Source organism: Paenibacillus sp. 7523-1 (assembly GCF_002276415.1).
Taxonomy (GTDB): Bacteria; Bacillota; Bacilli; order Paenibacillales; family Paenibacillaceae; genus Paenibacillus; species Paenibacillus illinoisensis_A.
The window spans coordinates 1-19,663 of sequence record NZ_NPBR01000010.1 but is presented as its reverse complement, the minus strand read 5'-3'; the positions used below and the strand labels follow the sequence as shown (position 1 = coordinate 19,663).

The window sequence follows — 19,663 nt, the reverse complement described above, 5'->3', positions numbered from 1 at the left end:
CATAGCAATGACATTCTTGTTATATACTAATGAGATAGACAACAAGAAGGAGTGAAGCCCTTTGAAACGTATATGTGTTTTTGCAGGTTCCAACCCCGGGAATCATCCGGACTATACACAGCAGGCAATTAACTTGGGCAAGCAAATTGCAGATAACGGTTTCTCCCTAGTATATGGCGGGTCGTGCATGGGATTAATGGGTGCGGTGGCCGATGCAGCACTGGAGAATGGCGGAGAAGTCATTGGCGTTATGCCAACCGGATTGTTTCGTGGAGAAATTGTGCATGGAGGCCTTACACAGCTGATTGAAGTGGGGACAATGCACGAGCGGAAGGCAACAATGGCGGAACTGTCGGATGCATTTATCGCCCTTCCTGGTGGCATGGGTACCTTTGAGGAATTGTTTGAAGTGCTGTGCTGGGCTCAAATCGGTATTCATCGCAAACCAGTTGGTTTATTGAATGTGAACGGTTATTACGAACCCTTGATGAAACTGGTGGAGCATAGTGTCCATGAAGGATTTTCGAATACTTCTCATCTCAGTCTGTGGAGTCTTGAATCAGAACCTGCCGAACTGCTTGCGAAGATGTCGGCTTACGTTCCCTCACAGTTGACTCAGAAATGGACTCAGCTTAATGAACAAAAGTAAATCAAGATAGGGGTTAACCATCGGCATCTGCGGAAAACTTTCCGTTCTGCCCAAGCAAATTGCGGCCCGAGACATAGTCTATAGTGTACTTTCTTAAGAGGGGAGTGTCACTCATGAGCGAAATCAAAGGCACAGGTTACGGGTATGGATACGGAGGCTTCGGCGGCGGAGCATGGACATCTACAGGCGCGATTCTGGTACTGTTCATTCTGCTGGTTATCATCTCCCGCACCTTCATTCTGTAATTCGGTCAGCCATTCCCGGATGGGAAGGCTCTATCTGAAGCGCACCGAATGAGGAATAAGCCTTTCCGAAGAAACGCCGGCAGCTGTCGGCGTTTCAGGGGAACGGTTTTTTTGTTTTTCCTGCGAGGAAATGGTTAGAACTTACTTAAAATAAACAAACCCTGCTCCCGCATGACAATTAGGTGCAGGGTCAACCGTCTGGCACGCAGAGCTGTTCTACAAGCTGCACTGGTCTATACCACAACAGCGGTCTCGTCTGGTATACTCAGTGATTTCCAGGCGATATATAGCCCAATGGCAGCTGCAATCAAGGAGAGAATGGCAGCGACAACAGCCAGCTGATCCAAGGTTCTGGAAGAGATATAATTCGTGTTCCGCTGATTCGACGCTGTTTTTTTGCTAGACTGGTTTTTAATGTGCACAGAGGGACTGGAATGCCTGGAAGCCGACTGTGACTGGGAGATGCGAGAACGCTGGGGAAGGGTCTTGTTCCTTAAGGGCTTCAATAGTCAACCTCCTTATGGCGGAGTACGGAACTTCTATCGCTCATACTATGTTATGTCGATTTGCAGATTGAGTTCGCAAAAATGAGTGAATCCCCAGTCTGACTGGACATTTTCCCAAGCCATCTTCGTCCAGTATGGAATCGAACACGCATTAAACGTTCCGTTAATACGGTTATGACAAACCGGTCGTATAGTGGAAATGCTAGAGTTGATGTGCGAATACAGGAGGTGCTGAGGAATGGCGATTGAAATTATTGCGCATAGGGGAGCTTCCGCCGTCTGCCCTGAGAATACAATGGTTGCGTTCGAACGTTGTCTGCAGCTCGGAGCCACGGGTATTGAGACAGATGTTCAGATGTCCAGTGATGGCAGATTGGTATTGATTCATGATGAGACATTGAACCGGACTGCAGGTGCATCCGGCTGGGTTAAGGATACAACATATGAAAAATTGCGCACACTTGACGCAGGTAGCTGGTTCCATGCCGACTTTACCCAAGAGCGCATCCCTTCACTGGAAGAGCTGTTTGATCTCGTACAGGGAAAAAGGATTCTGCTTAATCTGGAACTGAAAAATGGAATTGTTGGTTACAAGGGCATGGAGGAAAAGATTGTGCAAGCCATTCGAAACTGGGATTTGGAACAGCAAGTGATCCTTTCGAGTTTCAATCATGCATCTTTGGTGAAGTGTAAACGGATCGCTCCCGAGATTCGGACGGCACTTCTATACATGGAAAAACTCTATCGTCCTTACGACTATGCAGCCAAACTGGAGGCCTCGGCACTGCATCCATATAAGCTGGCTGTAACACAAGAGGAAGTAGCTGCTGCGCAGGCTCAGGGAATTTCGACACATCCGTTTACCATAAACGATCCTGCAGAGATGCAAGCATTGATCCAGATGGGTGTGGAAGCGATCATTACGGATGTTCCCGATGTACTGGCCGCATTGATTGGATTACATAGCCGTTAACATCAAAAAAATAAGCTGCACCTGAGCCCTTATGCTCGGTGCAGCCTTTTTTGAATCAAAAAAATGTTTAATGCAATAAACTTGTCCCATTTATCCATTGCCAGCAAGAGATTGTTGACATACAATGATGTATGGGAATGAGAATCAATATCATTAAAAGAACGGCAATAACAGAGAGGTGATTGTTATGTACATAGGATTGGTCTACTCCACTCATAACAAGGGTGGGCACATATGAGTTCGAAGGCTTCATCGACAAGTCATAATACGGAATCACCGACAGCCAAAATACATACTCGTCCCTGGGCTGCTACCTTGATCCTGACTGGTGGTCTCGTACTTCTCGCCCTGGGTATGGCTTTGTCCATTTCTTTTGGTGCCGCAGATATTAAACTCGGTGTAGTCTGGCAAGCCATCTTTAACTTCAACCCGGATCTTACCCCGCATCAGATCATCTGGGAAATTCGATTGCCGCGCATTCTTGGTGGGGCGATGGTTGGTGCCTGCTTCGCTGTAGCTGGTGCAATCATGCAGGGTATGACACGCAATCCACTCGCCGATTCGGGCTTGCTTGGGCTGAATTCCGGGGCGGGATTTGCCTTGGCTGTGTGTTTCGCTTTTTTCCCTGGCATGCCGTATATGTATATCATAATGTATTCCTTTATGGGGGCAGGGCTTGGCGTACTGCTTGTATACGGGTTCGGAGCAGCGTCCAGATCGGGCCTTACGCCTCTTAGACTGGTGCTCGCGGGAGCAGCGGTATCCGCCATGTTGTCCGCACTGAGTGAAGGGATCGCATTGTATTTCAAAATTGGACAGGATCTGGCCTTCTGGACAGCGGGCGGTGTTGCCGGCACAAAATGGTCTCAACTGGAGGTCATGTTCCCCTGGGTCCTGGCTGCACTCATTGTAGGCTTGATTATTTCTCGTTCTATCACGCTCCTTAGTCTCGGTGAAGAGATTGCCGTCGGACTGGGACAGCGTACCGGCTTGATTAAGCTAGTTGGTCTTATCGTAGTGCTTATTCTTGCGGGTACGGCCGTATCCGTGGTTGGTGCTGTAGGTTTCGTTGGACTAATCATCCCCCACCTTACACGTAAAATCGTCGGGGTTGATTATCGCTGGATCATTCCATGTTCAGCTGTCATGGGCAGCTTGCTGCTGGTGTTCGCCGATCTGGCAGCACGCATGATTAATCCGCCATACGAGACACCAATCGGTGCTCTGGTTGCCTTGATCGGGGTACCGTTCTTCCTCTATCTGGCCCGTAAAGAAAGGAGGTCTCTGTAATTATGGGATCCTCAACTCTCACTGGTGCTGAGCGCAAAAAGAGAACGAAAAGCACCATTGTTATGATTGTTCTTGGTGCATTAATTATTGCAGCATTTATGATCAGCATGAATACGGGGTTCACGAAGCTGAGCCCTTTTGAAGTGCTGCGTACGTTATTCGGTGGGGGAACACCGAAGCAGGAGCTAATCCTGTTTGAGTTCCGTTTGCCCCGGATTGTAATTTCAATCATGGTTGGTGCCGGGCTTGCCTTGTCTGGATGTATTTTGCAAGGCGTGTCCCGTAACGCGCTGGCAGACCCGGGGATACTTGGGATCAATGCAAGTGCGGGGCTCGTCGTAATGCTATTTGTATCCTTTTTTCCTACAACAACGGCGGCCCCTGTATTTCTGCTGCCGATTCTTGCTTTAATTGGATCCAGTTTTGCCGCCTTTCTCATCTATGTGCTTTCGTATAAAAAGGGAGAGGGCATCATGCCTACACGTATGCTTCTTACAGGAATTGGGGTAGCTGCCGGAATCAGCTCTGCTATGATTGTACTTACACTTCGGCTCAGTCCGGAGAAGTACCAGTTTGTGGCGACATGGATGGCAGGCAGCATCTGGGGATCAAACTGGAAGTTCGTATCGGCATTGCTTCCATTTTTAATTATTCTTATTCCGGTCGTTCTATATAAGGCGCGTGTGCTGAATGTCCTGAACCTCGGGGACCAGACCGCCAGTGGACTTGGTGCATCGGTTAATCGTGAGAGACTCATCCTGCTTGCTGCTGCCGTAGGTCTTGCCGGGTCCTGTGTATCAGTCAGTGGCGGAATTGGTTTTGTAGGTTTGATCGGACCGCATCTGGCCAGACGCCTTGTGGGTCCGAAACATCAGTTTCTTTTGCCTGCATCCGCTTTGGTCGGTTCTCTTCTTGTTCTCATTGCGGATACGCTGGGCCGTGTCATTCTGCAGCCTTCCGAGATTCCCGCGGGAATTCTGGTTGCGATCCTCGGTGCGCCATACTTCCTCTATCTCTTGAGCAGAACCAGATAGAGCAATTCACATGGTAACAGAACGTCTTCATTGGGCTCGCATAGGGCCGGGTGAAGGCGTGTTTGTTTTAATTGATATGGATGTGATTAATGTACCGGAGAAGGGCGAAATATAATGGATAAGCAGGAAATGATTCTTCTACAATGATAAGTTGGGATTATATTCGAAGGAGGCGGACAAGATGGCGCAAATTCTTGGCACATGGCTGATATTCATTTTGCTTCTGTTCATCCTGTATCGGGGCATTAAAAAACTGTCGCAATCGAATCAAACGCCGGTGTTCAGACGCTGGGGTGGTTTGATGGCCGTATTATTTATCGTGGGGGCTGTGCCCTTGGGCTTTGCTTTTTATACCGAGTTAACCGATGAACGTCTGGATGCCAATATCGGCCTGGGAATCGCCATGCTTTTTGCTTGGGGATACTGTGTTCTGCTGTGTTGCGCAGGTTTGATCATTTGGGGAAGGGTTGCGTACAAAAGATCCCAAAGAAATTGATCGATAATCATGCTCTTCTTTTGTAACATCGGGTAGTGGGAAGCCGTCTATAAGAGAAATAGATTGCACTACATGTTGCCTATAGAGGGGGAATGGAAGTGTCCAGTCGTATGATCGTTCTTATGATGCTCATCATTTTAATTCTTACAGGCTGTTCGTTACAGGTTCAGAAGGAAGTAGAACCGCCGCGAACAGATGCTCCAAGAGAGAAAGGGTTTACCGGCTATGTGGTGGATCGCAAAGAGAATTCCATCCTTGTTGTGAATCCCGAACATAAGGAAATCGGAACGAATGGAGAAACGAGTAAGTATTATCCGGCAAAATGGTTCTCCAATGTACCTGATTCTCAGATTGGTACGTATGTTGAAGTCTGGACGGATGGAAGTCCGGAGGAAGAGCCTTATCCAGGTCGTGCAAGAGCAGAGTCCATTGCAGAGTATGCTGCGGCAACTCCCGATGGCGCGAAGATCAGTGAGGCGGACGCAATTCGCGGCGGAATTTATTTATCCGATGGTGAGGAGATAAGTTTGCCGGTCATTGAAGACGTGGAGTTTCATGCCGATACAGGAATCTGGGCGGTTCGCATGAAGGATGCCATGTCAACGGATGATAATCAGGCGCAGATTGAACTCGAAGTTCAGGATGTGGAGCCAGTGGAATCGGTGCAAGAACAAAAAAAGTGAATGAAGCATAAAAAAACAAAAGCCCTCAGATATGCTTATCTAGCAAACGAGGGCTTTATATATTATGACATCATCATGATCATGCTGTATCAATCAGCAATATTCCCCGCCATTTTCAGACGACGTGCAATTTCCGCGAAGTCCTCATGTGAAATGCCTGGGGCGAATTCTTCTTCCACCGCAGGGGCTTCCGGAATCGGAAAGCCTTCTGGAACACCTTGAATGACTTCAAGTGGTTGTCCATCTTCAGGGTGTGTTCCTTTCCAGATTTGGCCGATGGCATTAAAGTCTTTATCGCTATACGTGTACAGCTTGGTGTGTACGCCTTTTTCTTCGTATTTTCGGGTCTCGGTGAATGCCTTGTTTTCCAATGAAGGAATAGGAACCAGCTTGGTCACATTCACGCCTGTTGCAATTTCCAGCGCTTTGGCGTAGGCAACGACGTGTACACCGCCGCGTACTAGCAGGAACCCAACCACTTCCCGGGCAGCAGGGTGGTCTGTCATTTCGTATACTTTCATTTTATGTGTACGTGCGCCGCATTCGAGGAAAAAGTTATGCAGCAGATCCTCGACAAGATTACCACTGTTGAACACATTTGCACCGGTCCACGGGTTGCCCATAGAATCAAAAGGCATGGCACCTTGGGCCCCCGCCAGGTAATGATAGGATAGACGTGCATCCTTCACGGAACCAAGTGGTGTATCATCGGGTTCCTTGTAAGCGGTCGAACCTCTGAGGCATTGGTTTATCCCGTGAGATACCAGCTCCACGTGACCCAATTCTTCGGCTGTAATACTCATGACGAGGTCGTAGAAGGGCTTCAATTTTTCCTTGGAGCGAAAATTAAACGACTGGTAGAGGTAATTGTTCAACGTTGACATTTCTCCGAATTTGCCGCCTAGCAGTTCCTGTATGGATGCGGCTGCATTGGGATCGGGCTTCTCGACATTGGGGATTTCAATCAAGATTTCATCCATTCGTTTGAACATTCAAATATAACCTCCTCGAAATGGGTGTTCAGATCATAATTCAGTTCAGTCTATCAAGGCCTATTACACATAGAATGGGAGAATCAAACCGCAGTCAGCATATTTGGGGCTAAAGACGTATATATCCTATTCAGGATCAATTTTCCAATGGGGATGTATTAGGGTTACAATTAGAGTAATTGGGGATTTTGGCTAAGGGCAATGAAAAGGAGGACAAGTTTTGCTTAAACGTTGGCTTATCACTGTATTTACTATAGGTATACTTTTACTTCTTCATGTAGAGCATGTCTCTGCTTATGTTCATCATCAAGTCGAAGTGGATCAAGAAACGAGGGAAGCCTTGGAGAAAAAGTACGGGCTGGATGCACCGTCCAATCCGGACCCCACGAATCATTTATTGTCAGGTGACTGGGGGATAAGTTTCAATCCTCCACTGGATCGGCATCAAACGATTCTTCAGATTGTTCGCTGGGTTCAGCAACCTGTAACATTAATCATTCGACTGATCGTGTAAAATAATCCTCCCATGGGCAGGCTAACGGAAACAAGCCCCAAGGAGTGATTGATATGAGATTACTTATCGTTACACTGATGACGATTATGCTGAGTTTGTCGGGACTAGCCACCAGTTCAGCGGCTCCCATTCCGGATTATGCGAAGTGGGGAATCATCGCCGTAAAAGAAACGCAGACCAAATATAATGTGGACATACTGGATTACAAGCATATTGGACGTACATCGCTGACAGCCAACCAATCCCGGGAGCAGTTTAAGTTATGGGTGCGGGGCAAGGACGGCAAAGAGTTTGCTGTGTATGTCAATGTAGATTTTAATCCGTCTACGCAGCAGTTAAAAAAGGTGCAGTTCAGTGAATCGGATCGACACTAAAAAATAAAAAAAAGCCAGGCATCTCTGATAACAGGGACAAGCCTGGTTTTTTGCTATATAAAATCCTTTTTTTAGTTATTGAATAAAGAACTTATGTTCTCATATAATAGGTAATACAAACAAACGTTCTTATTGGAGGGATGGTTATGTTGGGAAAATATATTGGCCAGATGGTGGAACTCGTGTACATGGATCGTGCAGGACATATTACGCAGCGTCAGATTCGTATTAACAGTGTGCGAGGTGGGAGAATCCGAGCATCCGCAGGAGCAGATGGATCGCCCCGGACATTTCTGGAGCAAGGTATTCTGGCATGGCGTCCTATCCTTCATAAGGACGGGGAGGCGGGCATATGTTAAACGATTTTGAACGGAAGATTTTACGAATTATCGTTAATTATGCTGGGCAGCGACGACGTATGCCCCGAATGGATGAGCTGGAGAACAAGACAGGGCGAAGCCGGGATCTCATTCGCGAATCATTGCTTGAACTGGAGCGCAGACAGCATATTAACTGGGCCAATAAGTCCACGCTGGAAGGAATACAAATCTTGCAGGCATGGGAACAGGAACCGCAGCCGATTCGTAAGAGTCAGCCTGCCGGAGATGCTGTTAAGTATTTTTTGGAATACTAGGGAAACTTTATTGCGAAATAAAAACGCCAATCCGGGATGCCGGACTGGCGCTTGCTTCGTTATTACACATCGTTCATATATTTAGAAAGTGGGGAGTTGATCCAGATTGTTGGTCGGGTCGCCGTCCGCATCACCGCGAATGTACATTTCCCCGTCCTTGCCTTTAAACACATTCACACCCGCTATCGCTCCTGCCTGTACTTCTGCCAGTGCTTGCTGATAATCCAGTATGCGTCCAGAAGAGGTTTGAAAGCCAGTCAGATCACCGTCACCATTTTTTTGTACTGCTGTGAAGCTCTCACGTGTCGTCTGATTCATAATGTCACACTCCTTATCTGAGGAAATGAGAATTTGAGTTCCCCTTTAGCCTGTCCGAATCGAAGAAAAGTATGCATGACATCCTAGAACACTTGTAGACACGTTGATTCACCGAAGGATAGGGTTTTACAGACTCTTTCTCATGCGTACGTGCAGAATGTCGGCATCATAAAAAGGTTCTTCCGAGATCACTTCGTATCCGAGCTTCTCATAAAATTTCTGGGCCTGACATTGCGCATCCAGTAAAGAATAAGTCAAGCCAAGCTCTCGTGCCCGCTCTTCCATGGCTAGCAGGAGTACACGTCCATAACCGAATGAACGATGGGATTGAAGCACAGCAATTCGCTGCATTTTGGCTGTATCCTTGCTGTAATAGATAAGTCGTCCTGTAGCTACAGCCTGTCCGTCCGTACTTAATAAAACATGATGTACATCAGGACTGATGACATCAAATTGATCGATTTCAATCTCGGCAGGCACCTGCTGCTCGATGACAAAAACGTCATGGCGGATGCCCAATGCTTGCTGGAGCTGTTCATCTGTCGTTACATAACTAATTTCTGCTGCCAATTCCATTCCTTCTTTCTGCTCTTGAGCGACATATCAGACTGCATTATACAAAAAATCGCTTTTCCTGTATAGTTGAGTCTGGAACATATTGGGAGAGGGGTGAAGAGGATGGGCGTGGCAGGAATTATGACCATTACACTCTTGATGTCTGCCGGAATGATCGCTTTATTATATTACGTAACGAAGAAAGCCTACTCCAGAAAGTGGGATGAGGATGAGTGATAACAAGCAAGAGTGTCAGTGTCAGGGCAAAAGTTCACTGTTTCCCTGAGGCGAATAGACCTCTTCATGGACAGATTTCGAGTAGACATCGAGCCAAACAGGAAGATCATCCGTTACATTCGGTTGCTGTAGTTGTTGGAACCGCACGGTATGCTCATCCCGTTCCAGGCTGCAGCCGGAGATCACGAGAATAAGTATGGTGAGGGGAAGAATGAAGCCCCATTTTTTGCTATAGGCCCGGGATTTATGGGAGTTTGCGTGTGGCATCGAAGTCACCTCTTTAATGAAATGGTAATCATTCCTTAGTGTGCTCCATTCTCAACAAAATATAACCATTAAACCATTGACATTGTACGCGTTTACTTGGTATGATACTGTTACTTCATTCGAACAGAATAGGTTATCATGATCTGTTAGCTCAGCTGGGAGAGCACTATCTTGACAGGGTAGGGGTCAGTGGTTCGAGCCCACTACAGATCATAACGAAAAGTCCTTGCGTAGCAAGGGCTTTTTTCTTGTTTGTTTTGAAGATTCGCTAAAAACGTGGATCAGACTCCGATGTAATAAAACAGAAAACAAAGTTAAGAAGTTGCCAAAATGGCGGCTTCTTTTTTTATAACAAAATAATTGTTTACAAACGCAATTAAGTTGTGTACAATCTAATTGTAAACAATAATTAAACGAGTTTAACTTATCAAATAAAATTCAATGATGAAGAGGAGAAATTACAATGAAAACTCTATATGAAACGACAGTAATCAATACAGGTGGACGTCAAGGGATCGTGCAATCACCAGATAACGTATTTATGCTGGATGTAGCTGCACCGCCGGAACTTGGTGGTAAAGTGACTACGGCTACGAATCCGGAGCAGCTGTTTGCAGCAGGATACAGTGCATGTTTTAACTCTGCTTTGGAGTTTCAATTGAAGAAACACAATGTGGAAATTGAGCGAAGCACCGTATCTGCAACTGTTATGCTTGTTACAGATCCTTCGGACAACGGAGTGAAGTTGGAAGTCGAGCTGGAAGTGAAAATCGAGGGTTTGGATGAAGAGACCGCACAGAAATTTGTCAAACTTGCTCATGACTATTGCCCATACTCCAAAGGAATCAGAGGCAATGTAAATGTAACTCTGGAGATGGCGTAACAATCAATAACGAATTTGGATTTGTGATGTTTCTAAAATAGGCTTGATTAAGATAAAGACTGAGAACACCTTCAAATGTCTGTCCCATTGCCATTGTAAATGGGATAGGACAGAGTTGAAGGTGTTTTTTATTATGGGCGCCGGAGAGTAAACCTTGGAGGTTGAAGGTTGAAATATACCCACATGGGGTATATTATAGGTATCTAGATTCGTATTTCAAAGGAGAGTTAACATGAAAAAGTACGTAATGATGATGGTATCTCTACTGATCGCAGGAAGTCTGGTAGTAAGTGGTTGCGGTAAAAATACGGAACAGAATAGCAGCAATAACAGCCATAACAGCAATAACAGTCATACAGCCACTACAGGAGAAATGCACCATTCGGATTCAGGAGAGCTGCCACAAGGGCTTATGGAAAAGGTGGATCCTACATATCCGATTGGCAGCCAGGTTATCATGAGTGCTGACCATATGTCCGGTATGAAAGGGGCAACCGCCACGATTGTTGGAGCCTATGAAACGACCGTTTATGCTGTTACGTATACACCGACAACGGGGGGAGAGCCAGTGAAGAATCACAAGTGGGTGATCCACGAGGAAATAAAGGAGCACAATAAAGAGCCCTATAAAGCTGGTGAAGAAGTTGTATTGAACGCCGACCACATGACCGGTATGAAAGGGGCAACAGCTACCATTGATTCCGCTGAACAGACAACAGTGTATATGGTGGATTACACGCCGACAATCGGAGGAGATCCGGTGAAAAATCACAAGTGGGTTACAGAGAATGAGTTATCAGCTGAATAGATGACACTATCCACGATGAGAGAATCTTTCATTCTTTAACTCAATTCTGGGTTATAATGGAACTTGAAGGCGGAAAATAGCTGCTCGAAAGGGGAATGTATATGATGGATTTTAGCAAACCACCGCATGCCTCAGAGACAGAAACACACAGCCAGCGTCATCAAGAGCGCGAACAACAGCTTATATCTGGTGGAGGTAAAGGCATTTGGTGGGAAATCAGCAACTGGCTGATTCTTGGAGGAATTCTGGTTGTCCTATTCTTACTGTTCAAGTATGTTTTCTGAATAAATAGAGGATGAGATGAAGAGTCCATTGCTGGGCTCTTTTTGCTGTGTGAAAAAAGTACATATCATTAGAGTGACAAATGACAAAAATCAATATTTGTCATTTGTTATAGTCTGTGCTATTCTAACTTTACGACGGAGGTGAACATTGGGTGGTTCGTCTTAACCATCTTAAAGATATGACCAAAGATAAAATTTCTGAATTTCTAACCAAAGAGCAGATTATTACAGCCACGCAGGAAACCATCAGGCGGTTTGGTGCTGCCAAAACCTCCGTTACAGATGTAGCCAAATTGCTTGGAGTCAGCCATGGAACCATTTACAGGCATTATACCAGCAAGAAGGAATTACTCGAAGGTGTAACGGCACAGTGGTTGGAAGATGAGATTATCGCTCCACTCGCGAAAGTCGTAAGCGTACAGACCGGATCTGGAGAAGGAATACAACATCTCAAAAAATATATCGAAACCTTAAATCACCTTAAACGGCACTATGCAGAATCAGACACAGAGTTATTTGATATGTATGCCAAGGTTACACAGGAATCGGCAGAACTCATTTACAGACATGTGGAGCAGTTAACACAGCATCTCGCCGAGATTATACAGCAGGACCAGCAGCTTCGTTTCCCGAAACCGAACAAGGTTGCTGCAGGAATTTTACACGCAACAGCTCGCTTTCATCATCCCGCACATGCGTATGAATGGCATCGTGAGACCATTGATGAGGAATTCGAGCAGGTTTGGTTGCTGGTTGAGCAAGGTGTATTTCATCTGAATTCAGGGAGGAAGTAATCTCATGACAAATTTATCAGGTAAAGTTGCCATCGTTACTGGTTCATCACGCGGAATTGGACGGGCTATAGCACTGCAGCTCGCCGATCTTGGCGCAGATGTCGTCATCAACTATGCGAGCAGTCCAGACAAGGCAGAAGAAGTGGCAGAGCTTGTTCGGCAAAAAGGTGTTCGCGCCATCACCATACAGGCAGATTTGGCACAGAAGGTTCACGTGGAGCACTTATTTGCAGAAACGGTGAAGCAGCTGGGCAAAGTGGATATTCTGATCAACAACGCAGGAGTGATGAAAACAACACCTTTGGCGGACGTTACCGAGGAGGAGTTTGACCAGCAATTTGCAATTAATGTGAAGGGGACATTCTTTGCCTGCCAGCAAGCCCTGAAAATCATGGAGAGCGCCGGACGAATCGTGAACTTTTCCACCTCTGTAGTTGGCCAGATGTTTCCCGGATATAGCGTATACGCGGGTACCAAGGGGGCAGTGGAGCAATTTACCCGTCAGCTCGCGAAGGAATTCGGTTCCAAACAGATAACGATTAATGCAGTGGCGCCTGGGCCTGTCAATACAGAACTGTTTGCCGTTGGTAAGACGGAGCAGCAGCTGGAAGGATTGCGTAAAATGAATGCATTCGGTCGCTTGGGCGAACCGGAGGACATCGCAAGTGTCATCTCTTTTCTTGTCAGCCCTGAGTCGCAGTGGGTCACCGGACAGACATTGCGCGTAAATGGTGGCTTTATCTAACTTTATGTAGGAATAGTTGTACAGCTTTGACACCAAACCGGGCGAATCCCCATATGATGCACTACATTAGTAAGCACTTGCGGAAATGGGGAATCCGGGATGGCAAAGGCAAAAGGTAAAAAAGCACCAGCGTTGAAGAGTGACAAACTCCGTGTGTCCATGAAATTGGTCACTTCAGATGTGTGCGAGCGGTGCAAGACACCCTGTACACGAGGCATGGAATACGCTGCACGAATGCGGACAGCAGGAGCTGTAGGGAAAGGCGTTCCTTGCATCCTGACTCGGCACACGACTTCATAGTCTCTTTTCAGGCTGAAGTTTCCCAGAATGATTCGTATAAGCTCGCATTTACAATAACCATACTACAGAGGCGTTCTCGAAGGAGAAGGGCCTCTTTTTGATTGTTCCATGGGATGGGAAATTTTCTGGATAAAAAATGAAAAATGATGAAAAACAGCGCAACTTTGTAGCTGAACCTGCAGTATAAATGTACAACAGCTTGCAGCAGGGGAGGGAATATTGACGGAATGAAATGGAAAAGAATATTGCTGTGTGTCACGGTATTCTCCTTGCTCGGCGGGTCTTTATTGTTTGCGGATTCCGTAAACGAAAAGGTTCGGGTGCTCATTAACGGCAAGGAAGCAGCTGACGGAGGTTACCTGATCGATGGAACGACCTATGTACCTGTGAGAGAAGCAGGTGGGATCGCCAAATGGGATAACAGCAACAAGCGAGTAACGGTGATTAAGCCGAATGTACATATTTTTCTGTTTAAGGGAGACACGGTATTTGGCAACGTGAATGTTGGCAAATTGAAATTCAATGTGTTTTCTCAAGTGGACAGCTTAACAACGGATGTGGCTGCAGTGAAGGTGACAATTACCAATCCGAGTGGCCAGGTGAAGGATATTCAATCCCAGGAGCTCAAAACCCAGAAAGATAATTTCTGGTTCCGGACGTACGATTTTACGTATGATTTCAGTCGTGCTGGCAAATACCAGGTTGGTTTTCATATTAAAGAAAATGCAAACAGCAACTACGTTCTGGTGGCAGAGAAAATCATTACCGCACTAAACGAATGAGGCGAAAAATAACGTTGCTGAGTAAATTGACCTAGCCTTGCGAACATGTTACGATATGCAAGGTTACACAATTTCTATTTACAAAGCGAGGTATATCAATGAGCGATCACACACATGAACACGGCGATGCCTGCGGCTGCGGTCACGACCATGACCACGACCACGAGCATGAAGAAGTTCTTCTGACTCTGACAGACGAGAACGGAAATGACGTGGAGATGGTTTTGGTGGAGACGTTTGACGTGGAAAACCATGTTTATGCGCTCCTGCTGGAACGTAACAATCCTGAAGCTGACGGCATCATTCTGCGTATGGAAGAAGAAGACGAGGAAATGGTGCTCTACAATATTGAAGACGAAGCCGAGTGGAACCGCGTTGAAGCGGCATACAACGAGCTCGTCGCAGGACAAGAGTAATTTTTCTTATGCACTAGAACAACGGGGCTCCTTGATCTCAAGGGGTCTTTTGTTTGTTTTCTCGCTCTAAAAAGCAACAAAAAAGGGCCAAGCCGGAGCTTGGTCCTTCGATATCATTACCCATGGGGTAGGATCATTAGAGTAATCCCTTAGAAAATCGCATCTGCTTCCACAATGACTTTGACATTGGTGACACTGCGGTCTTCGGGGCCTTTTACAGGCAATCCAACCTCTACATGGTCGATAATGTAATCAATATTTTCTTGCGTAATAACCTCACCCGGCAGCAGAATCGGAATTCCAGGCGGGTATACGTAGATGAATTCAGAGATAATACGTCCTGCAGATTCTTTAAAAGGAATGACCTCCGTATCCCCGTAGAATGCATCACGCGGCGTGAGCATCAATTGTGGAACGTCAGGAACCTTAACCACAAGTTCATGTGCAGGGTTAACCTGATAATACGTACGGGACAGATCCTGCAGTGCGTTCAGCAAGATGTCCACCGATTCATCCGTATCGCCAGGAGTGATCAGGCACAGAATATTATACATATCACTGAGCTCGACCTCAATATTGTAATGTTCACGCAGCCAGTTCTCGGTCTCATAGCCTGTGATGCCAAGATGACGAACATGAATGGTTACTTTGGTTGGATCATAGTTAAAGGTTGCCTCCGTACCGAGCAGCTCTTTGCCGAAGCAGTACAAACCGTCAATATCGTTGATGGTACGTCTCGCGAACTGGGCCAGATCAATGGCCTTTTGCGCCATTTCGTGACCGTGCAGCGCCAGATTGCGTCTTGACGTATCAAGTGAAGCAAGCAAGATATACGAAGTAGACGTAGAAGTCAGCATACTGAGAATGGTCTGTACACGCTGTGGATTCACGAATCCGTTTTTGGTGTTCAGATTCAGCACGGAACTCTGTGTCATGGAACCGCCAAGTTTGTGTACACTTGTTGCAGCCATATCCGCTCCGGCAGCCATTGCAGACAGCGGCAGTTCCTCATGGAAATGAATGAGTACGCCATGTGCTTCATCCACAAGTACAGGCACCTGATAGCTATGTGCGAGTTCGACAATCTCTTTTAGGTCTGTACATACACCGAAGTACGTTGGATTAATGACCAGCAATGCCTTGGCGTCCGGATGACGCTCAAGCGCGCGTCGTACAGCACCTGTAGTCACGCCGTGATCGATACCGAGGTTGGCATCCTGTGCGGGAGATACGAATACAGGCTTCGCTCCTGAGAAAATAATGGCAGACATGACCGATTTATGAACGTTGCGGGGCACAATAATTTTGTCACCCGGTTCGCATACCGACAGAATCATCGTCATGATTGCACTGCTTGTGCCTTGCACACTAAAATAGGTATGATCGGCTCCGAATGCATCGGCTGCCAGAATCTGCGCTTCCTCAATGACACCGGTTGGCTGATGAAGATCATCCAGCGGAGCGATGTTGATCAAATCTATGGAGAGGGCGTTATCGCCGATAAATTCACGAAATTCGGTATCCGTTCCCAATCCTTTTTTATGTCCCGGGATATGAAATTGCACCGGATTGAGTGCCGCGTGGTTTTTTAAAGCGGTAAACAGCGGCGTACGGCGGTGATCCATCAGTGCTGTCACAACCTTTCCTGATAAAATGTCAAACAAAGATGAGTATAGCAAATTAGGAACCGAATGCAAGCGGTAGGCTTGACAAATTTTCAAATTGCTAAGATTTGGGCGTATCCCTGACGGTTACAGTATGGATAGGAGATGGGCCGGTGAACACCGAAAGGGGAATAAGAAATGCAGACAGACATCAAACCAGTCAAAATTTTGCGATCACCATTTTTCATCGCGATGTGGTTAACGCTTTTCTTGGTTGAAGTGATTAAAGGAGCATTGCTGGTGGCTGTCCTGCCAGTGTATATGGATAATATTTTAGGATTGTCCGCAGGGGTGATTGGTGTAGCCTTTGCCCTTCAATACCTGGGTGACAATCTGTTCAGGGCGCCATCGGGCTGGGCGGCAGAACGCATCGGTTTTCGTGCAACGATGGTGACGGCCCTGATCTGTACATTGATTGCGGTACTCATGATTATCTTTTTCAAAAGTGCATTTGGACTGGCTCTGGCCTGTCTGATTCTTGGTGTGGGGACATCACCGCTCTGGCCTTGTGCCATGACGGGGGTGACTGCCCTGTCAGGACCTCAAAACAAAAACGGAACAGCGATGGGGGCGCTGGAAATGGCCGCTCTGGGTGGAACGGGACTTGGACCGATCGGCATGAACTGGCTGCTTGAGCGTACCGACCATGATTATCGTACCGTATTTCTTGTCCTTCTTGGCTGTGCCGTTCTCGTTATTTTGGTCGCCATGATACTACCTGGACGGGTGGTGTTGGAAGAACAACAGCATACAGGAGGGGAAACGACCGAAAAAGCGGTCAAATACCCGCCGAAACCTCATCTGCTTACACCGTTAATCAGGCTCAAAAACAGTGTACAGGGGACCCTGAAGCGGGTGCGCAGCACGCTTAATGTCAATCCGCTGGTATATCCCGCCCTGTTTATGCAGTCCTTTGTTATAGGCCTCCTCAGTCCGGTTATTACGTTGTATACCCGAACAGACCTTCATATTTCACCAAACCTGTATAGTCTGCTGTTAATCGCAGGCGGCGGAATAACAGTGATTGCCCTGCTTCCTGTGGGTAAAATGGTGGATCGATTCGGGACTTCGATATTTCTGCATATGGGCTTTTTACTCGCCTCTGCAAGTCTGTTTGCTTTTGCATCCATTACGTCCATTCCGATTGTTTTCGGGATCGTTATGATGGTAGGGGTTAGTTATGCCATGATTTTACCTGCCTGGAATACCTTCGTGGCTACTCTCATACCGAAGGGGGAGCGAGGGGCCATCTGGGGATTCTTCCTCACTCTTCAGGGGTCCGGCATGGTTGTGGGCCCCATCGTTTCGGGGTTGTTATGGGACCACATCAGCCACCCGGCTCCATTTATCGGAAGTGCTGTTGTTATGGCCGGGCTTGCGGTTGTGCATTTTGTGTTATCGCGAAGACCGTATCGCACAGCCCCTGCCAAATAAACATAAAAAGGAGTTCCTATACCGGGTTGAATCCGGTGTTGGAACTCCTTTTGCTTTATGCAAGCCACAACATTCAGAACATGGTTACTGTTTATAAATGTTCGGCTCCAACGCGGGAACTTGAATTACATCAAAATCGTTGGCGTTAAAACCCGAGAAATACGTCTGTATTCCTCCATTTCGCGTCCATTAAATCATGAAAATCGGGGGCTTGCCCCTGTGCATCTGCGGAAACATCGATTCCCCTGTAGGATTCGATGAAAAATAGTCAAATAACCAAGTACCCTTACATAAAATGAAGTATAAAATAGGGTAAGCCGTTACGGAAGAAGCAATGAAAAAAGCACTGGAAGAAGAGGACCGGAAACACATCCGGTACAAATGGAGGGGAGTGCCGTGAATAAGAGTTATGAAGTTGAATATTGCAATCTGGAGCTGCGGTTCAACCGTCGGCATATCCAAAATTTGATCAAAGACCTTATTCGTGAAGGGTATTCACTATATTGGAGCGAGGATGAATCCTATTTTATTCTGTCTGTCCGCACCGGGCGCAAGCTGGTAAAGCTCCGTTTTCAACAGACACGCAGCGGGAACTACAAGATGACTGGTGACTACATCATTAAGGACGCCAAGCTGGCAGAATGGCTCGAGAAGCTGATAGGGGATACACGCGGGCATGCTGTCGTTAAACGTTTCAAGGATCAGCAGATGACGGTGGAAAACATTTTGTTTGGTGAGGTTATACGTCTTGTGGAAGTTTCCGGATTCAAACAGCGTGTCATTTTTCAAAAGGAACCCGCGCCGACGGCGGAGGAAATGGAAGAGATGTTTCTATCGCGAGAAGGGGAGGAGCGGCTCATGCTCCTGCGGATGGAAATTGATGATGAACTGGAGCGCCTGTACGCTGCCATTCAAATGGATAATACAGAGAAAGCAGACATCTGCCGAGAGACATTAAAGCGTCTATCCGGACACATGCTGATGCTCGAAGGTTGAGCACGAAGACCGTATTTATGAAAATACGATGAACACCTCAGATATTTGGGGTGTTTTCTCGTTGCGAAGCAGAGGTACGGGGTTCACTTCCATGCGTAAAACCGTTAAAATGGGGGTATTGTTGAGAGTCAATTTCAATAAAATTAATTGGAGCAAAGGATGAGGACCCAGATGGCAAAACAACAGATCGGTGTCATTGGACTTGCAGTAATGGGCAAAAATTTGGCCCTTAACATTGAAAGCAGAGGCTTCACGGTGTCGGTATTTAACCGTTCCCCGGAGAAAACCAATGATCTTCTGAAAGAAGCTGAAGGCAAAAACCTCACAGGCACGTTCTCCATTGAAGAGTTCGTGGCATCCCTGGAATCCCCGCGCAAAATTTTGATCATGGTACAAGCCGGTAAAGCGACGGATGCAACCATTGAACAATTACTGCCTCACCTGGATGAGGGCGACATCATTATTGACGGAGGGAATGCCTACTTCCCTGATACCCAGCGCCGCAGCAAAGAGCTTGAGGAAAAAGGCATTCGTTTCATCGGTACAGGTGTATCCGGCGGTGAAGAAGGCGCGTTGAAAGGCCCTTCCATTATGCCGGGCGGACAGGAAAGTGCGTACAAGCTGGTTGAACCGATTCTGACAGCCATCTCCGCCAAGGTTGGAGACGATCCTTGTTGTACATATATCGGACCGGATGGTGCCGGACACTACGTTAAAATGGTACACAACGGTATTGAATACGGAGATATGCAGCTGATTGGTGAAGCATACCACCTGCTCAAATCCGTTC

28 protein-coding genes and 1 tRNA gene are annotated in these 19,663 nt (G+C 46.7%); 22 read left to right on the top strand and 7 right to left on the bottom strand.

The window, feature by feature from the left end; all coding sequences use genetic code 11:
* The first annotated feature begins 61 nt into the window (after window positions 1-61).
* Together CHH60_RS12180 and CHH60_RS30075 are read left to right on the top strand one after the other, a co-directional pair.
* Window positions 62-649: a TIGR00730 family Rossman fold protein gene (locus CHH60_RS12180; protein ID WP_095359418.1), complete on the top strand. Its 588-nt coding sequence runs from the start codon at window positions 62-64 to the stop codon at window positions 647-649.
* Window positions 650-762: 113 nt separating this feature from the next.
* Entirely contained in the window at window positions 763-894 is a 132-nt protein-coding gene (locus CHH60_RS30075) for a YjcZ family sporulation protein (RefSeq protein ID WP_217506391.1), read from the top strand.
* 233 nt (window positions 895-1,127) lie between these two features.
* Here CHH60_RS30075 and CHH60_RS12175 read toward each other — a convergent pair whose 3' ends face one another.
* Window positions 1,128-1,400 carry a hypothetical protein gene (locus CHH60_RS12175; protein WP_095359417.1) on the bottom strand — a complete coding sequence of 91 codons (273 nt, stop codon included), beginning with the start codon at window positions 1,398-1,400 and terminating at the stop codon, window positions 1,128-1,130.
* A 238-nt stretch (window positions 1,401-1,638) separates the two neighbouring features.
* Between CHH60_RS12175 and CHH60_RS12170 the strand changes: the two genes are divergently transcribed.
* The 5 genes from CHH60_RS12170 to CHH60_RS12150 all read left to right on the top strand — a co-directional run bounded on the left by CHH60_RS12170 (window position 1,639) and on the right by CHH60_RS12150 (window position 5,876).
* Complete coding sequence (locus CHH60_RS12170; protein ID WP_095359416.1) at window positions 1,639-2,373, top strand: glycerophosphodiester phosphodiesterase; 735 nt, start codon at window positions 1,639-1,641, stop codon at window positions 2,371-2,373.
* A gap of 234 nt (window positions 2,374-2,607) precedes the next feature.
* A complete protein-coding gene (locus tag CHH60_RS12165) occupies window positions 2,608-3,663 on the top strand; it encodes a FecCD family ABC transporter permease (protein ID WP_095359415.1) in 1,056 nt (351 codons plus the stop codon).
* 2 nt (window positions 3,664-3,665) lie between these two features.
* Window positions 3,666-4,697, top strand: a complete 1,032-nt coding sequence (locus CHH60_RS12160) for a FecCD family ABC transporter permease (protein WP_095359414.1) — start codon at window positions 3,666-3,668, stop codon at window positions 4,695-4,697.
* 181 nt (window positions 4,698-4,878) lie between these two features.
* Window positions 4,879-5,193: a hypothetical protein gene (locus tag CHH60_RS12155; RefSeq protein ID WP_095359413.1), complete on the top strand. Its 315-nt coding sequence runs from the start codon at window positions 4,879-4,881 to the stop codon at window positions 5,191-5,193.
* A 98-nt stretch (window positions 5,194-5,291) separates the two neighbouring features.
* Complete coding sequence (locus CHH60_RS12150; RefSeq protein ID WP_095359412.1) at window positions 5,292-5,876, top strand: DUF3221 domain-containing protein; 585 nt, start codon at window positions 5,292-5,294, stop codon at window positions 5,874-5,876.
* A gap of 89 nt (window positions 5,877-5,965) precedes the next feature.
* On the opposite strand, the gene CHH60_RS12145 is transcribed toward CHH60_RS12150, so the two are convergent.
* Window positions 5,966-6,868, bottom strand: coding sequence for a manganese catalase family protein (locus tag CHH60_RS12145; protein ID WP_095359411.1), 903 nt, complete (start codon window positions 6,866-6,868; stop codon window positions 5,966-5,968).
* A 220-nt stretch (window positions 6,869-7,088) separates the two neighbouring features.
* On the opposite strand from CHH60_RS12145, the gene CHH60_RS12140 reads away from it, so the two are divergent.
* The 4 genes from CHH60_RS12140 to CHH60_RS12125 all read left to right on the top strand — a co-directional run bounded on the left by CHH60_RS12140 (window position 7,089) and on the right by CHH60_RS12125 (window position 8,390).
* A complete protein-coding gene (locus CHH60_RS12140) occupies window positions 7,089-7,382 on the top strand; it encodes a hypothetical protein (protein ID WP_095359410.1) in 294 nt (97 codons plus the stop codon).
* 53 nt (window positions 7,383-7,435) lie between these two features.
* A complete protein-coding gene (locus CHH60_RS12135) occupies window positions 7,436-7,756 on the top strand; it encodes a DUF3889 domain-containing protein (protein WP_095359409.1) in 321 nt (106 codons plus the stop codon).
* 146 nt (window positions 7,757-7,902) lie between these two features.
* Window positions 7,903-8,115 carry a hypothetical protein gene (locus CHH60_RS12130; protein WP_095290075.1) on the top strand — a complete coding sequence of 71 codons (213 nt, stop codon included), beginning with the start codon at window positions 7,903-7,905 and terminating at the stop codon, window positions 8,113-8,115.
* Window positions 8,109-8,390 (top strand): hypothetical protein, encoded by a 282-nt coding sequence (locus CHH60_RS12125; protein ID WP_176476046.1) that lies wholly within the window; start codon window positions 8,109-8,111, stop codon window positions 8,388-8,390. Before CHH60_RS12130 ends, CHH60_RS12125 begins: the two co-directional genes overlap by 7 nt.
* Before the next feature lie 81 nt (window positions 8,391-8,471).
* Here CHH60_RS12125 and CHH60_RS12120 read toward each other — a convergent pair whose 3' ends face one another.
* The 3 genes from CHH60_RS12120 to CHH60_RS12110 all read right to left on the bottom strand — a co-directional run bounded on the left by CHH60_RS12120 (window position 8,472) and on the right by CHH60_RS12110 (window position 9,767).
* A complete protein-coding gene (locus tag CHH60_RS12120) occupies window positions 8,472-8,708 on the bottom strand; it encodes a DUF3892 domain-containing protein (protein ID WP_095359408.1) in 237 nt (78 codons plus the stop codon).
* Between the two features lie 126 nt (window positions 8,709-8,834).
* Window positions 8,835-9,278 (bottom strand): GNAT family N-acetyltransferase, encoded by a 444-nt coding sequence (locus CHH60_RS12115; RefSeq protein WP_095359814.1) that lies wholly within the window; start codon window positions 9,276-9,278, stop codon window positions 8,835-8,837.
* Window positions 9,279-9,521: 243 nt separating this feature from the next.
* The gene (locus tag CHH60_RS12110; RefSeq protein ID WP_095359407.1) at window positions 9,522-9,767 is read right to left on the bottom strand and encodes a hypothetical protein; all 246 of its coding nucleotides are present in this window, start codon (window positions 9,765-9,767) and stop codon (window positions 9,522-9,524) included.
* Between the two features lie 140 nt (window positions 9,768-9,907).
* Between CHH60_RS12110 and CHH60_RS12105 the strand changes: the two genes are divergently transcribed.
* The 6 genes from CHH60_RS12105 to CHH60_RS12080 all read left to right on the top strand — a co-directional run bounded on the left by CHH60_RS12105 (window position 9,908) and on the right by CHH60_RS12080 (window position 13,281).
* Window positions 9,908-9,980 (top strand) — tRNA-Val (locus tag CHH60_RS12105).
* 250 nt (window positions 9,981-10,230) lie between these two features.
* Window positions 10,231-10,650, top strand: a complete 420-nt coding sequence (locus tag CHH60_RS12100; protein WP_095290080.1) for an organic hydroperoxide resistance protein — start codon at window positions 10,231-10,233, stop codon at window positions 10,648-10,650.
* 232 nt (window positions 10,651-10,882) lie between these two features.
* Window positions 10,883-11,458: a YdhK family protein gene (locus CHH60_RS12095; protein WP_095359406.1), complete on the top strand. Its 576-nt coding sequence runs from the start codon at window positions 10,883-10,885 to the stop codon at window positions 11,456-11,458.
* A gap of 104 nt (window positions 11,459-11,562) precedes the next feature.
* Window positions 11,563-11,742, top strand: a complete 180-nt coding sequence (locus CHH60_RS12090; protein ID WP_141236703.1) for a hypothetical protein — start codon at window positions 11,563-11,565, stop codon at window positions 11,740-11,742.
* Between the two features lie 179 nt (window positions 11,743-11,921).
* Window positions 11,922-12,536 carry a TetR/AcrR family transcriptional regulator gene (locus CHH60_RS12085; RefSeq protein ID WP_095359813.1) on the top strand — a complete coding sequence of 205 codons (615 nt, stop codon included), beginning with the start codon at window positions 11,922-11,924 and terminating at the stop codon, window positions 12,534-12,536.
* A gap of 4 nt (window positions 12,537-12,540) precedes the next feature.
* On the top strand, window positions 12,541-13,281 hold the full coding sequence (locus CHH60_RS12080) for an SDR family oxidoreductase (protein WP_095359405.1): 741 nt from the start codon (window positions 12,541-12,543) through the stop codon (window positions 13,279-13,281).
* Window positions 13,282-13,283: 2 nt separating this feature from the next.
* On the opposite strand, the gene CHH60_RS30515 is transcribed toward CHH60_RS12080, so the two are convergent.
* Window positions 13,284-13,556 (bottom strand): hypothetical protein, encoded by a 273-nt coding sequence (locus tag CHH60_RS30515; RefSeq protein ID WP_176476045.1) that lies wholly within the window; start codon window positions 13,554-13,556, stop codon window positions 13,284-13,286.
* Window positions 13,557-13,808: 252 nt separating this feature from the next.
* Here CHH60_RS30515 and CHH60_RS12070 point away from each other — a divergent pair, with 252 nt between their 5' ends.
* Window positions 13,809-14,363, top strand: a complete 555-nt coding sequence (locus CHH60_RS12070; RefSeq protein ID WP_095359403.1) for a copper amine oxidase — start codon at window positions 13,809-13,811, stop codon at window positions 14,361-14,363.
* A 98-nt stretch (window positions 14,364-14,461) separates the two neighbouring features.
* Window positions 14,462-14,779 (top strand): DUF1292 domain-containing protein, encoded by a 318-nt coding sequence (locus CHH60_RS12065; protein WP_095290091.1) that lies wholly within the window; start codon window positions 14,462-14,464, stop codon window positions 14,777-14,779.
* Between the two features lie 149 nt (window positions 14,780-14,928).
* On the opposite strand, the gene CHH60_RS12060 is transcribed toward CHH60_RS12065, so the two are convergent.
* Window positions 14,929-16,404, bottom strand: coding sequence for an aminotransferase class I/II-fold pyridoxal phosphate-dependent enzyme (locus CHH60_RS12060; protein ID WP_095290184.1), 1,476 nt, complete (start codon window positions 16,402-16,404; stop codon window positions 14,929-14,931).
* A gap of 177 nt (window positions 16,405-16,581) precedes the next feature.
* Between CHH60_RS12060 and CHH60_RS12055 the strand changes: the two genes are divergently transcribed.
* The 3 genes from CHH60_RS12055 to CHH60_RS12045 all read left to right on the top strand — a co-directional run.
* Window positions 16,582-17,877 carry an MFS transporter gene (locus CHH60_RS12055; RefSeq protein WP_095359402.1) on the top strand — a complete coding sequence of 432 codons (1,296 nt, stop codon included), beginning with the start codon at window positions 16,582-16,584 and terminating at the stop codon, window positions 17,875-17,877.
* Between the two features lie 396 nt (window positions 17,878-18,273).
* A complete protein-coding gene (locus tag CHH60_RS12050; RefSeq protein WP_095359401.1) occupies window positions 18,274-18,873 on the top strand; it encodes a hypothetical protein in 600 nt (199 codons plus the stop codon).
* 171 nt (window positions 18,874-19,044) lie between these two features.
* Window positions 19,045-19,663: NAD(P)-binding domain-containing protein (locus CHH60_RS12045; RefSeq protein ID WP_176476044.1), on the top strand; the 619-nt coding region annotated here is incomplete at its 3' end.